General features: G+C 44.7%; 16 protein-coding genes and 1 pseudogene. 1 reads left to right on the forward strand and 16 read right to left on the reverse strand.

Annotated features, from left to right (window positions below; all coding sequences use genetic code 11):
* Window positions 1-2: 2 nt before the first annotated feature.
* The 13 genes and pseudogenes from B3K91_RS02080 to B3K91_RS02140 form a co-directional block, all read right to left on the reverse strand.
* Window positions 3-1,454 carry a hypothetical protein gene (locus tag B3K91_RS02080; protein WP_292592635.1) on the reverse strand — a complete coding sequence of 484 codons (1,452 nt, stop codon included), beginning with the start codon at window positions 1,452-1,454 and terminating at the stop codon, window positions 3-5.
* A gap of 42 nt (window positions 1,455-1,496) precedes the next feature.
* Window positions 1,497-1,871 (reverse strand): annotated as a pseudogene (locus B3K91_RS02085) (SAM-dependent methyltransferase); the annotation flags it as partial.
* A gap of 14 nt (window positions 1,872-1,885) precedes the next feature.
* Window positions 1,886-2,302 (reverse strand): SAM-dependent methyltransferase, encoded by a 417-nt coding sequence (locus B3K91_RS02090; RefSeq protein WP_292593914.1) that lies wholly within the window; start codon window positions 2,300-2,302, stop codon window positions 1,886-1,888.
* Complete coding sequence (gene truA / locus B3K91_RS02095) at window positions 2,292-3,044, reverse strand: tRNA pseudouridine(38-40) synthase TruA (RefSeq protein ID WP_292592641.1); 753 nt, start codon at window positions 3,042-3,044, stop codon at window positions 2,292-2,294. Before truA ends, B3K91_RS02090 begins: the two co-directional genes overlap by 11 nt.
* Before the next feature lie 2 nt (window positions 3,045-3,046).
* Window positions 3,047-3,655: a hypothetical protein gene (locus B3K91_RS02100; protein ID WP_214078139.1), complete on the reverse strand. Its 609-nt coding sequence runs from the start codon at window positions 3,653-3,655 to the stop codon at window positions 3,047-3,049.
* Window positions 3,652-5,301 carry a phospho-sugar mutase gene (locus B3K91_RS02105; RefSeq protein ID WP_292592645.1) on the reverse strand — a complete coding sequence of 550 codons (1,650 nt, stop codon included), beginning with the start codon at window positions 5,299-5,301 and terminating at the stop codon, window positions 3,652-3,654. The genes B3K91_RS02100 and B3K91_RS02105 overlap by 4 nt, the downstream gene beginning before the upstream one ends.
* Before the next feature lies 1 nt (window position 5,302).
* Window positions 5,303-5,641 carry a YraN family protein gene (locus tag B3K91_RS02110; RefSeq protein ID WP_214061290.1) on the reverse strand — a complete coding sequence of 113 codons (339 nt, stop codon included), beginning with the start codon at window positions 5,639-5,641 and terminating at the stop codon, window positions 5,303-5,305.
* On the reverse strand, window positions 5,638-5,937 hold the full coding sequence (gene gatC / locus B3K91_RS02115) for an Asp-tRNA(Asn)/Glu-tRNA(Gln) amidotransferase subunit GatC (RefSeq protein ID WP_214061289.1): 300 nt from the start codon (window positions 5,935-5,937) through the stop codon (window positions 5,638-5,640). The genes B3K91_RS02110 and gatC overlap by 4 nt, the downstream gene beginning before the upstream one ends.
* Window position 5,938: 1 nt before the next feature.
* Entirely contained in the window at window positions 5,939-6,946 is a 1,008-nt protein-coding gene (galT, locus tag B3K91_RS02120) for a galactose-1-phosphate uridylyltransferase (RefSeq protein WP_214061288.1), read from the reverse strand.
* Window positions 6,939-8,345 carry a glycogen synthase gene (locus B3K91_RS02125; protein ID WP_292592647.1) on the reverse strand — a complete coding sequence of 469 codons (1,407 nt, stop codon included), beginning with the start codon at window positions 8,343-8,345 and terminating at the stop codon, window positions 6,939-6,941. Before B3K91_RS02125 ends, galT begins: the two co-directional genes overlap by 8 nt.
* A gap of 4 nt (window positions 8,346-8,349) precedes the next feature.
* On the reverse strand, window positions 8,350-8,970 hold the full coding sequence (locus B3K91_RS02130) for an MBL fold metallo-hydrolase (RefSeq protein WP_292592649.1): 621 nt from the start codon (window positions 8,968-8,970) through the stop codon (window positions 8,350-8,352).
* A 1-nt stretch (window position 8,971) separates the two neighbouring features.
* Entirely contained in the window at window positions 8,972-9,760 is a 789-nt protein-coding gene (locus tag B3K91_RS02135) for an undecaprenyl-diphosphate phosphatase (protein WP_292592651.1), read from the reverse strand.
* Window positions 9,753-10,367 (reverse strand): ACT domain-containing protein, encoded by a 615-nt coding sequence (locus tag B3K91_RS02140; protein WP_214061285.1) that lies wholly within the window; start codon window positions 10,365-10,367, stop codon window positions 9,753-9,755. Before B3K91_RS02140 ends, B3K91_RS02135 begins: the two co-directional genes overlap by 8 nt.
* A 97-nt stretch (window positions 10,368-10,464) precedes the next feature.
* Between B3K91_RS02140 and B3K91_RS02145 the strand changes: the two genes are divergently transcribed.
* Entirely contained in the window at window positions 10,465-11,595 is a 1,131-nt protein-coding gene (locus B3K91_RS02145) for an HD domain-containing protein (protein ID WP_214061284.1), read from the forward strand.
* Here the strand turns inward: B3K91_RS02145 and aspC are convergent, their stop codons facing one another.
* From aspC to B3K91_RS02160, 3 genes are read right to left on the reverse strand one after another with little or no spacing between them, the layout of a single operon-like run.
* Complete coding sequence (aspC, locus tag B3K91_RS02150; protein ID WP_292592653.1) at window positions 11,596-12,753, reverse strand: aspartate aminotransferase; 1,158 nt, start codon at window positions 12,751-12,753, stop codon at window positions 11,596-11,598.
* Window positions 12,754-12,788: 35 nt separating this feature from the next.
* Window positions 12,789-13,430 (reverse strand): hypothetical protein, encoded by a 642-nt coding sequence (locus tag B3K91_RS02155; protein WP_214060466.1) that lies wholly within the window; start codon window positions 13,428-13,430, stop codon window positions 12,789-12,791.
* 20 nt (window positions 13,431-13,450) lie between these two features.
* On the reverse strand, window positions 13,451-13,663 hold the full coding sequence (locus B3K91_RS02160) for a hypothetical protein (protein ID WP_099828883.1): 213 nt from the start codon (window positions 13,661-13,663) through the stop codon (window positions 13,451-13,453).

Raw genomic sequence — 13,663 nt, forward strand, 5'->3', positions numbered from 1 at the left:
CCTCAATAGAAACGTAGCGCGTGAATCATATTACCGTTTTCAACGAAGGTTTGCTGGTAGAGGAGAGCGCTATCTACTGAAATCCCCATGAGAGACCTAAAAACCTTCTTCATGTCAATAAATGCATGCACGAGATCGTTGCCCATGCCCAATCTTCTGACAAATTCGTAACTTGTGTTACTACTCAAAATCTCTGCATTAGAAAGCAATCTGTAGTATTCGTCGGGTGTAAGCGAAGTGAGCACGGTTGTCTCGGCTGAGAAAATGAAATATATAGTATCGAAATCATTCTCAAGTTCGTAGATACGGTTGCCCCTGTACGAGGACTGAACCGCACCCCACTCTTTGAGCGGTCCTTCGAGTCTTTCGGTATCCGAGCTTCTGTTAGTAAACACTGCTGTTACTCTCGGAGTCTCAGAGACCAAATCACCATATATCCTTGTATTTCCTGTGCTTTCTCTCGAGAGAAGGACGACAAAATCCGCAAGTTCTCTGTAAGGTTCGAGATCAAGCTCAAACCAGTGAGCGAGCTCCTTCCTCAAGGTCTCTACAGATGAGCAAGGAAAGAAAACCGTGTAGTCACCAAGAGTTGCCTTTGATGCCTCTACCTCCTTGGCATCAGACAAGGAAATCATCTTCTGAAGCTCTTCACTGTCCACAAACATCGTATCCTGAACGATCGTAGCTGTAAGTGTATGTCCTTCCGGACGAGCAAAAACCACTGTATTCTCGATTGAAAAGGTAGACTCAAGTCCCAGATCAAGCTGGAATCGGTCTCCATCAATATAACCGGCAAGAGTGAAGTCATAACTCTTCTCCGCAACCTCTCTGCCTTTACCGTTTGACTCCAGTAACCTACCACCTTCTCCAGCATAAGTCTTCAAAGCCAGAGTAACAGCCTCTTTATTACCGCCGATTATTAGGTAGTCATCTGCGGCATTGTAGAAGAGAGTTCCTGTACTGCTCCTCAACTCGTTAACTGTCTCTCCAGGTTGAACGAATATTGCCATATCCAGAAGGGCCGCCGTAGCTTTCAATAACTGAAAGGAATTAGAGGTTCGCCAAGCTATGAAAACTCTGTTCCTGGTGAGCTTCAGTTTCTCAAGGAGATAAAACGGATCAAACATCAGCAGATCATCAAGAGAGAGATCGATACCTTCGCCAACGAGAAGAATGTCATTATTCAAAGCGTTCTTAAGAAAACTCGTATCGACCTCCGCATTGTATCCGGCAGCATCGATTATCCCATAAAAGGCTCGTTCAGCACCGAACCCATCATCCCCGAGATAGGCACCGAAAAAATTGGTGCTGTCCCTGAGAACTTCCATAGTTGATCTCAACCCACGAAGAATGAGAAAATAGCCGACATCTTCAGGAACGAAATCGAAAATATCTTGTGCCATTAATGCGGAAAAAGAAACAAGCACCAGCATAAAAACGAGTAAGGATTTCAAGCTCTCCCGGATCACTCATGTGAACCGGGGTTTTCCCTCCCTTCAAACCAATTGGTTGCTATCCCGATCGAAAAACGCGAAAGCCTTCTCAATCAAATAGTCATAGTCTAACTCAACAAATGTCTCCCCAGCAACCGAATAGAGAAGATACTCGATGTTACCTCTCTTGCCTTTGATTGGAGAAAACGTTATTCCTACGGGAAACATGCCGCTACTAACAAAAGCCTTTACAAATACTTCTATAACTTCGCGATGAGCCGTACGTGAGCGCACCAATCCCTTCTTAACAACACCCGGACCAACTTCAAATTGTGGCTTTATTAGGACCACCGCTTCTCCGTTGTCTTTCAGAAACATCCTAAAGAGCTCTGCCAAACCTGCTGTAGAGATAAATGATAAGTCCGCGGTCAATAGATCAACTTCGCCCCCAACTACACAATAGAGAAATCTCTTTTGTCAGTTGACTCAACTGACAAGATTCTGCTGTCCTCTCTAAGTTTGTTACTGATCTGGTCTTTCCCAACATCTACACAAATCACACTGGCTGCACCCTTATCCAGCAGAAGTTGTGCAAAGCCACCGGTTGATGCACCAACATCAATTACTCTCTTACCTTCGGGTTTTATTCTGAACTCATCGATAGCTTTCTTCAGTTTGTAATACCCTCGCCCTACCGGCATGAAGGAATTCGAGGCAACTATTTCTCTGTCAGAATCCACCTTGTAACCCGGCTTAAGAACAATCATACCATCTACAGTAACTTTTCCGCTCCTGATCAGTTCTGCTGCTTTCGTTCTACTCTCAGACAGCCCAAGCCCAAACAATAGTTCATCAAGTCTACGTTTCAAACTCATCAAACACCGCTTTGTAGAATACAAGTCCCTGAGGAGGGGCAGTTCCTGGAAGCATTGATCTATCCTGTGAAGAAAGGAATTCAGAAACGGCTTCTTCAGAAGTGCTCCCGGTGCCAACTTTCACAAGCGTACCGACGATATTCCTTACCATTCTCTTGAGAAAGGAGACTCCCTCGACCCTAATGAGTATAAGACGAGGGCTCGTCCTGACAATTCTAATGGCTGAAACGGTCCTTATTGGATTTCTGTCATCTCTGCCAGTCCTGAAAGCAGTAAAGTTGTGTTCTCCAAGAAGTCGACTCCCTGCTCTCCGCATCGATTCAATATCCAGAGTATACGGGAACCACCAGACAAACCTTCTTCTGAAGATGTCCGGTTCGCTTGAATTGAGAATGTAATAGTGATAGATCCTCTTCTTCGCAGCAAACCTTGGGCTGAAATTCTCCGCTACTTCATACACTTTTCTAACATACACGTCCGCCGGAAGATTCGCGTTGAGCGCAGCTTTCATTGTTGGAGCATCCAATCTATCAAGGTTAGAATCAAAAGCGATTACCTGACCATAGCCGTGAACTCCCGTGTCTGTTCGACCGGCTCCCTGACTCGAGACTCTGAACTTGTGAATTCTTTCCAGAGCTTCTTCGAAGATACCCTGTACAGTTCGCATATCCGGCTGATTCTGAAAACCGAAGAAATCGGTCCCGTCATACGACACTACTGCAGCGAATCTCTTCACAGTTATTTTGAACCCGTGAGATCTAGCATCTCGGTGTAGAGATAAACCATTGAAGAGAGGTCCTTTCCCATTCTCTGTAAATCTCCATTATAAACAGTCCACAAAACCCTTCCAACTATGGTTTCGACATACTTTATCAGGGAGTTTTCAAGCTCCTTCTTCTCGCCATCACTTAGCAGAAGGCCTCCAACTTTTCCTGCAAGCCATGAGGAAAAGCCCTGATCATTGAATCTCAGAGTTCCCTCTTCATAATCCTTAAGCATTTTGTAGACTTCCTCAGTTGTCTCCCTTACGGAAAGATTATTAGAAAGCACTTCGAGTATCGTTGGATCGAAGTAACCTTCAAGCGCTTCAGGAACTTCCAGCTCGTACTTGAAATAAAGAAGGTTCGCATCACTGTGCTTTCTTTCGAAAGAGATCTTGCGTCTAGTAGCACTTTCAAGGCCATAAGCGCTAAGACAACTCCAGTATTTGTGTTTGAGTAAATCGCTTGAATGCTCAGTCGACCACGTGGTCATAAAGCCTGTCTTAGTTCTGTGATCAAATGTTGCTCTCTTTGGAGAGAGAAAATCATCCCCACGGTACAAAATGTGAGCGTACCTGTAATTCATAGGCCTACAATCCCTTCGATCAGTTCTTTTAGTTCATCGATTTTTCTTCTTGCTTCATCATTGGTTTCTCCCTTTGCCATGAGATAGAATTTGACCTTTGGTTCTGTCCCCGAAGGTCTTACAATAATCTTAGAACCATCCTCCATCTCCATTGAAATCACATCGGCCATGGGGAGATCACCCGAGTCTTCCATATAGTCTTTGAATTTTCTTACCCTAAAACCCCCAATTGCAGATGGCCTGCTTTCCCTAAGCCCTTTCATGATTGCTTCTATTCTATCCTTTCCCTCTATGCCTTCGTAATCCTTGTTAACGAGTGCCTCGAGATAATAACCGAACTCCTTATAGATCTCTTCAAGATACTCAATCAATGAAAGTCCTGACCGCTTCAAGAAGCCCGCGATTGTACAGGCAAGAGCAGCAGCGCTAACAGCATCTTTGTCTCTCGCATGCCTTCCGTAGAGAGAGCCGTAGCTCTCCTCGAAACCGAAAAGATACTTTCCTCTTCCTTCAATTTCTGATTTCTCAATGATCTCTCCAATGTACTTGAACCCGGTTAGGGTCTCTCTTACTTTTACACCGCTTCGGGCAGCGATACTCTTCACCAGATCCGTCGAAACTATCGTCTTCACAATAAACGCATCGTCAGGAAGGGACCCTTTCAATCTCTCAAGAATGAAATGGGTCATTATCACGCCTGTTTGATTTCCATTGATCGCGATGTACTTTCCATCTTGCCTTACCATTATGCCCAACCTATCGCAATCCGGATCCGTCGCAATCAGAAGATCGGCATCGGTTTCACCTGCGACATCAAGAGCCATAGAAAATGCTTTCGGATCTTCCGGGTTTGGACTCTTGACGGTTGGGAAGCTACCATCAGGTATAGCCTGCTCCTCGACACGTTTCACTCTGTGGCCAAGATCGGAAAGTGTCTTGTAGACAGGGTAGTTGCCGGTTCCATGGAGAGGGGAATAAACAACGCTAATTGATTCAAAATCGTTACAAAGGTGGAGAACGTTTTCCTTCACAGTCTCCAAAAATCCATCAAGAACAGAGTTTGGTATGTTATAAATTATCTCTCTCTTCGGCGAGTAGTTTTCGAAAAAGTCTGATCCATTAACGCTTTGAATTATCTCTTCAGCGTAACGGGGAACCGCTTGAGTTCCATCTGAAGTGTAGACCTTGAAGCCATTGTACTGAGGTGGATTGTGACTGGCAGTAATTACAATTCCTCCGCTTGCCTTAAGCTCCCTAACCGCAAAACTTAGGACTGGAACAGGCATTGGCTCAACAAAAAGGTGAACCTTGATACCTATTGACGAGAGGACCTCGGCCGACACTTCAGCAAAACAAGAAGATTTGTGCCTTGTATCAAAGGCTATTACTACTGACGGATCTATGTACTTATCAGAAATCCAGCGACCGAAGCCAAGAGAAGCTCTTCTTATTGTGAAAATGTTCATACGATTTGTTCCGGCACCAAGAACTCCTCGCATTCCACCGGTACCGAACTCGAGATCCAGAGCAAACCTATCCCTAACTTCTTCCGGCGAAAGCATCTTGAGCTCTTCCTTCATCTCTTCCGTAGAATTCTTAAGCCATCTTTCGTACTCTTCAAAGATTCTCTGGCTATTTCTAAGCACGCTACCACCTTCCAACTGCTTTTAAATGATTTACTTCCCCATCATTCAAAACCTCAATAACGTCAAGCCTTGTTTCACTAAAGGTTGGCTTTTCAGTCGATATGTATCTCTGGGCAGCCAACTCGAGTCGCCTTAGCTTTCTTTCGTCAACTCTGTATCTCGGCAATCTGAAAGAACTCCCTCCTTTGACTTCAACAAAGACCATCGTCCTTCCTTCAAATGCAACAATATCTATCTCACCAAATCTATACGAGATATTTCTCGCAATTATCTTGTATCCCGACTTCTTAAGATACCTGCAAGCAATATCTTCATATCTTTTACCAGAAGCGTTGCTCATTTCTCCCCTTTGTATATCCTTGGAACTTTGAGATAGTCTCCTTCCCGCTCAGGAAAAAGATCACGAATTAGCTTTGCACCTTCAAATTCCATCGGAGCGTCTTCTCTTGGCTCAAGACTCTTCTCGACTGGAGATATCATTTCATCGGCACTGGGATCAACTTGATCTAGAAGCGTCATGTACTGCAGAATCTCTTCGATATCCTTCTTAAGACTCACGCGCTCCTGTTCTCTCAGTTCGAATTTTGCAAGTTCTTCAAGATGCTTCAGCAGTTCATCACTTATTCTGGTTTCCATTCTACTCCTCCTCAATCCTGACCTCTCGAAGATACATCGCAGCATGCTCGGGAGGCATAGGGTTTATGTAGAAGCCTGAACCCCACTCAAAACCAGCGACCCTTGTGAGTCTTGGAACTATCTCCAGATGCCAGTGATAGTGAGCTGATTGCTCCATACCCTTGATTCCCGTATGCAACATGAAATTGTAGGGCGGATTATCGAGAGCCTTGTGAATCCTCAGCAACATATTCTTAAGTATCACAGAAAAACTATCGATCTGAGAAGCAGAGATCTCTCCGAAATTGTCTTTATGAACCTTCGGAACGATCCAGGTCTCAAAAGGAAACCTTGCAGCAAATGGTTCGAAAGCAACAAAATCATTATTCTCCTCAACCACTCTCGTCCCTTCCAGTCCTTCCTGGTTAACCATATCGCAGTAAACGCATCTTTCTCTGAAACGGTAGTAGTCTGCAGCACCAGTGATCTCTTCATCAACTCTCTTAGGCACAATTGGAGTAGCTATCAACTGACTGTGGGAGTGCACCAGGGATGCCCCGGCTTCTCTTCCATGGTTCTTGAATATCAACACGTATTTGATCCTATTATCCTTTTCAAGCACCTGATGACGTTCTTTGTATGCCCAGATCACTTCCCTAACCTGCTCATACGATAGAGTAGCCATAGATGCGTTATGATCAGGTGTCTCGATAATCACTTCATGCGTTCCAAAACCCTTTATAACATCGTACATTCCATGGCCAAAGCGATCCGGTTCTGTACTTGAATCAAGAGCTGGAAACTTGTTCTGAACTACCCTAACCCACCATCCCGGGCTGTCTTTTGTAGTATCTGCAGGTCTGAAAGCCATGACTTCAGGTGGTGTGGTGTGCTCATTTCCGTAATCAAACGGACAGAAAGCCGATTCCACTTTCTCTTTGGCATTTATGAAATCATGAGGCCTTCTAGCTCTTTCAGTAGCTATTATTACCCATCTCTTTATTATCGGATCCTTTCTTAATTCAGGCATTACCTTTGACCTCCAGCATCTCGCTGTATAGAGATATGTAGTTCTTCGCCGAAGCGTTCCAAGAAAAGTCCTCACTCATGGCATTGTACACTACTTTCCTCCAGCAGTCCGGCCGACTGTATACTTCGAGAGCTCTATCAATTGCTTCAAGAAGTCCACTAGCTTTGTAATCAGAAAAACCAAAACCATTTCCGGAATCCAAACCGTCAAATTCCTTCACTGTATCTGCCAATCCACCGGTGAATCTAACTACAGGGATCGTCCCATACCGCATGGCAAACATCTGACCCAAGCCGCAAGGTTCATATCTGGAAGGCATCAAGAACATATCTGCGCCCCCGTAAATCTTCTGGGCAAGATCCAAATCGAAGGTTAGCTTTGCAGCTACCCTATCTGGATAAGCTTCTTCAAGCTCCTTAAACATGAGTTCGTATCTCCTCTCACCAGTCCCCAGAACTATTAGTTGGACGGGAAGCTTCATCAGATCATCCTTAATCTCCTCTATTAGGTCGAGCCCTTTCTGATCAACAAGTCTTGAGATCAATCCAATAACTGCCGTATTGTTTCCGGGAAGACCTACCAATTTCTGCAGATTGCATTTGTTTATCTTCTTGTTCTTAAGGTTATCAAGACCGAAGTTAGCCCACAAACGCCTGTCGTTTTCGGGATCGTATTCGGAATAATCGATTCCATTCAATATTCCAACCAGATCATTGTTCCTTCTGGAAAGGATTGCCTCCAGCCCCGCACCGTACTCAGGAGTCTGGATTTCCTTTGCGTAGGTAGGGGAGACCGTACTAAGCTTATCGGAGAATTCAATGCCCGCCTTAAGGAAATTGAGGCCTTCTTGCACTGAAATATCTTTTTGATAAGCTTTCTTAATCCCCGAGAGTTCAAAATACCTGTCTTCATAGACACCTTGATAAGCTAAGTTATGAATTGAGAGGACTGTCTTGATTCCGGCTTCGGCTTGCTTAAGATAGACTGCCATGAGACCGGTATGCCAGTCGTTGAGATGAACGATATCATAACCTTGCTCAATCGCAAAGGACGTGGCTGCATCGGAAAAGCTCATTGCTTGAAGAGCTAAATCGGATGAGCCATAGACCTCCTTGGAGTCCATAAGATCTTCATTTCTCAGCAGAAAGACACTCACTTCACTTTGAGGCAATTTAGTCTTATAGATATCAAAGAAGCGAGGTCTTCTTAAGAATCTTGTCTTCTGGACCCTTCCCGTCTTTGATAAAACGCTTCTATCTATCGATCCATGAAGAGGCATTAATATATCAACATCCACTCCCAGTTGTTTCAAGTACTTCGGAAGGGATCCAGCTACATCAGCAAGACCTCCTACTTTTGCTAACGGATACACTTCGTAAGAAACAAACAGCACTCTCATGTAATCACCTCTTGAATATCGGCAGGTCATGAGAAAAGATCACAGTATCTGCCCTGTCGAAGTACTTCATTACGAAAGCAGCGGCCTCGTCTGTCCGCATACCTTTTCGCATTTCGTGATACTGTATTTGCCTTGTGCATATATCTCCACAAATAAAGACATTGCCACAATTACTTGTTTCAAGAAAAAATGAAACATGATCTCTCGAGTGAAAAGGAGACTCCAGAACTTCTACTGAATCTAGAAGCCTGTCTCCATTCCTGAACGGCTCGACTCTATTCCAGGAGAGAACTATCTTCTGGTACATGGCTCCAACTATTGGACCAAACGAACCGTAGTCTCTGCTACTGTAACTCTCATGCAGATGAACTTTTGCGTTCGGGAAAAACATGCTGTTGAAGGCGTGGTCTAGATGAAAGTGAGTCAGAAATATGTCAGTAATTTCATCTGGGGAAAGATCCAGAGAAGTCAGTTTATCTTCAAGAATCTCTAGAGAAGGGAACCCGCCCGGATCGACGAGAATCCTTTTTTCATCTTCCACAAGAAGAACGCAGCTACTCGTTGGAGAATCCAGCATTCCCGGCACATATACCAAACTGCCGGGAAAGAGGAGATTCAAGTCCAAGTTACATCACTCCTCGAAAAATCAAACCTACTGTCCCTATAATTATACAGTAAACGGCAAACAAACTCAGACGTCGCTTCAGAACAAGTTTCTTGAGAAGCCACAGTCCCATTACTCCGGTCAGGAAAGCAAGAATGGAAGACAATAGAACCGTACTGACAGGAAGATTAACTCTTGAAAGCTCCAGAAGACCTGCTCCTAGAGTAACCGGGAGGCTCAAGAGGAACGAGAATCTAACGGCGTCTCTTCTAACCATACCGACAAGTAAGGCTCCGAAGATGGTGAAACCACTCCTGGATATCCCCGGAACTATAGCCACCGCCTGAAAGATACCGATTGAAAGAGCCCCTGCAATAGAGAGATCCAGTATCTTGCGATCACCCTTAAGCCTATCCGATATGAACAACATAGTCGCGGTCACAAATAACATGGTAGATGCAAAGGCTACATCTGAAAACAGTAGCTTTATCTCGTCCTCCAGCAGAAAACCAGCTATAACTGCCGGAATGGTCGCAATTAGAAGCAACAATATATACCTGATTGAAGAGTCCCTCTTTTCTGGCTTACCCAATCCAGAGAATATGGTCCATACATCCTTAAATGTGAACAACAAAACGGCAAAAAATGTTGCAAGATGCAATACAGCAAAAAACGCCGCCTTAGATTCAACATCGAGCGGAACATTAAGAAAACTTGAAAAAATAGTCAGATGTCCAGAAGACGAAACTGGAAGAAATTCAGTTGCTCCCTGAACCGCACCTAGAATGAGGTAACTTGCAAAATCAGACACCAAAACCCTCCTCTTCACTTATACTCTCAAAAGAAACTCCCTTTTCTTGAAGTATTTCAGCGATCATTCCTATGTCCGACTCATCTGTTCTGATAACGACCCGTCTTTCATCCTCTGATTCTGCCGCTGACGTGATTATCGAAAGAATATTTACCTCTCTTTCGGCAAGGTAATCTACAACATCTCGCAACGCTCCTGGCTTGTCCTCCAGAATCACGGAGACTCTTGTTCCTGGCTTGTCCATTGCAGTGAACTCCATCAGGCCTTCAAGAATCTCAAAGACTCCGATAGCTCCCACCACCAAAAAATCGTCGTCAACTACAGGAAGAACATAGTCATGACTCTCGATAAGCATAAGTGCGGCATCTTCAATGAAATCAGAGTCTCGACAGTAGAAGACCGGTTCTGTAATAACCTCTGAAACGGGCGTTGCAGGATCAACATCTTTGATATCATCCACTCTTGCAACGCCTGCCAGTCGCCCGTCACTATCCACCGAGATTACATACGTGAGCCCAGCCGACTTTCTGTCGCTCAAGATCTCACCTACAGTACAGTCATCACTAAACAGTGGATAAGTCCTGTTTGTCCATTTGCAAATGTTCATAAAACCGCCTCTTTCCCTGCTAAAGACTTTATTTTACTCAACACAACAATTATAATTGTATCAGTGTGATCTTTGACCCTGCTGGGGAGGTGTCTCCGTGTTTCAAGGATACGTGAAGCTACTAGAACTCGCAACAAATCTCTTCACAATGTATAGGTGGAACAACACACCCACTCTTCTAAGGACTAACGAAGCAGAGAATGCCTTCATCTCAGCCCAATACAGTTTACTGATGTCAGAGATGGCCAGGCTGAGTGGTCTCGATATCAACCAGAAGGAACTCTTTCAGAGACTGGTTTTGAAGGAACTGCCAAAATGCCTTCTTTCCGACATCTCTGTTGACACCAAGGTTCTGATAAAATCTCTTTCACCAGATAAATGGAACGATGTTTTTTCGAGAACCGTTGAGGAAATCGTTCAATACTTGCCCGAAGAACGGCACAACCCATTCTATCTGTCTATGGTCAATTCAAAAGATGATTCTGTCGAGGGCAAAATAATCCAGACGGGAGATCTCTTGTCTGCCAGACTAGAGGCGGGCCTACATGCAAGGAGTTTCCCGGACTTCTTCAGCCGACCATTGAAAGGTCTCGAGAAACGAATCGAAATCTTCAGAGACTTCGAACCTTACCGCCTTATCATGGATACCCCATGGCTTGAACGCTACACTAACGCTTTGATCGTTCTGTTAAGAGCTGTCCGCTGGAATCGGCTGAATAGAAACGTTCCAACCACTGTAGCAGCCCATTCATCCTATGTTACAATAACTGCATACATTCTTTCCTGTATTGAGGAGGAGAAAGGCACTGCAATAAACCCCGTTGAATCTGTAAAACGCGCCCTTCTGCACGACATTCCAGAAAGCATGACCGGTGACATAATCACACCAACAAAGAAGAAAGTCCCTGGATTTGATGAGGTGATCGCTCAAGTTGAAGAGCAGATGGTTACCGAGAACCTGCTGGTCGGAATGCCCGATGAACTTATCAAAGAGCTTAAACTCAGAATGCTGGATCCATTTGAATCATTGGAAGGCAGAATCGTGTGGGCAGCCGATCAGTTCGCAGCTACTGTAGAATGTCTCATGGAGATCCGTTCAGGAAACACACAATACGCCTTTAGAGATGCTATGAACAGAATGCTGGACGACCTTTCAAAATCCGATCTAGAAAGTGTCCAGCTTCTAACTCAATCGTTTAAATGGAGCCTGGACTGGACTGGCCGCTAGTCAAATCGCCTTGAGAAATCTCCCAAATCTGTCAATTCCCTTCTTCAGTTCTTCAACCGAACTGGAGTAAGACATTCTTATGAAGCCTTCGCAACTGAACGCACTTCCCGGAACCATTCCCACTTTCTGCTCCTCGAGAAGCCCAAGAGCAAATTCGTTGGAATTCACATACCTTCGGCCAAGGTATGGTCTGATATCTATGAATACATAAAAAGCCCCCGCAGGCTTGCTGAATTTGAGTCCAATCTCAGATAGCCTTGATACAACCAAATCTCTTCTCTTCCGAAACTCCTCAACCATGGAAGAGGTATCGACCTCAAACGCCTTCAAGGCTGCATACTGAGCCATAGTATTAACATTTGATGCAAGGTGGCTCTGGATTTTAGATATCTCTTTTGCCAGCTTAGTGGATGTGGCGGAATAGCCTACTCTCCAGCCCGTCATTGCGTATGTCTTGGAGAAAGCGTTTATGACCGCTGAACGTTCCTTCATTCCATCCATCGAGGCTATTGATAAGTGAGAAGCATCGAATACAAGCTTTTCATACACTTCATCAGAGATGACAAAGAGATCTTCCTTTATGCAAAGGTCTGCCAGTTCCTCTAGGAAACTCTCTGGATAGATTGCCCCGGTCGGGTTGTTCGGAGAATTTATCATAATCGCTTTCGTTTTGTCGGTAATAGAACTCTCGATTTCGTTGATCTCAGGAATGAAGTCTCTCTCAACATCAGCCTGCACAATGACCGGTACACCACCGCAGAGAAGAATCTGCGCCTCATAGCTTACCCATGCAGGCGAAATGATTATCACCTCATCGCCAACGTTGAGCAAAGCCTTCAGAACGTTGTAGATAGCTTGTTTTCCACCGTTCGCAACAACAATCTCTTCGGGTGAGTAAGTCATGTTGTTTTCCTTCTGAAGTTTCAGAGCTATCGCCTTTCTCAACTCATCTATTCCAGCGGCGTTCGTATACTTCGTTTTTCCCTCATTGAGAGCTCTTATTGCTGCATCGACAATTGGGCGGGGAGTAGGAAAATCCGGTTCACCTGCAGTGAACTTTACAACATCCTCTCCTGATCGAGCGAGTTCCAACGCCTTCTTGTTGAATTCCAAGGTCGCCGAAGGCGTTACAGAAGAGACAAAGTGCGACAAATCCATTGGAGCACCTCCAAAGTTATAGTCAGTATCCTCATTTAGATCCTATTGATTATCTCGAGAACCACTAGCGCGAAATCGCTAAGACTGTCCTTCTTGCACAGTCTAGCGCCGGCTTCTCTCTTTCTCTTTCCATTTACCAATGCAGAACCTACCGCCATTACAATCTCAGTCATCCCGTACTCCAGTTTTTCGATGAACTCTATTCTGAAACTTGGAATGACATCCCTTATTGCTGCAACCGTTGATTCCACGATTGCCATGTACTTCTCGTCGTCACCAATGTCTACAATTGACGAACCCTCAAGTTCTCTTCCCTCATAATCTAGCATTACCGTTATGTCTAGTTTTCGCATCGTTGCGCGCGTCTCGAGGCTTTTAAGTTGGAAGTTGTAACCTTGGACTTCTTCCTTCTGGTAAGGTCTTACAACCGAAGCTTCCTCTTCATCGTCTGAATCCAGGGATATCTGTGCAATAGAGACGATCTTCCTATCGATCTTGACACCCGTTGAAGCGTATATTGCCGTTTCAATATCTCTTACCAACTGCTTTGCCGGTTTGGAAATGTCCGCCAAAACGTGAATCTCGACCATTTCGCCGTTTTCGTCATAAACTATTCTGGCGCTGTGCACCCCCGGCAGTTTCGAGATGATGCTGTCAACTGCTAGCTTGCTAGGCATTCAATCAACCCCCTCGACCTTCAGAAAATCAATGCAAACAACAAAGATAGACCTAGAAACCCTCCTGCTGCCAACAGAGAATACCAGCCTTTCCTATCGTAAGGTTTGTAATCTTCAGGCTTCACTTCGCTCTTCGGCCTACGCACCTTCTTAGTTCCAATTTCGAAGAAAATCAGTGACAGAAAGAGCGCTCCCATCGCGATAACAAAAAAGAAATTTGAAACAAACTCCAT

Source organism: Mesotoga sp. UBA5847 (assembly GCF_002432735.1).
Taxonomy (GTDB): domain Bacteria; phylum Thermotogota; class Thermotogae; order Petrotogales; family Kosmotogaceae; genus Mesotoga.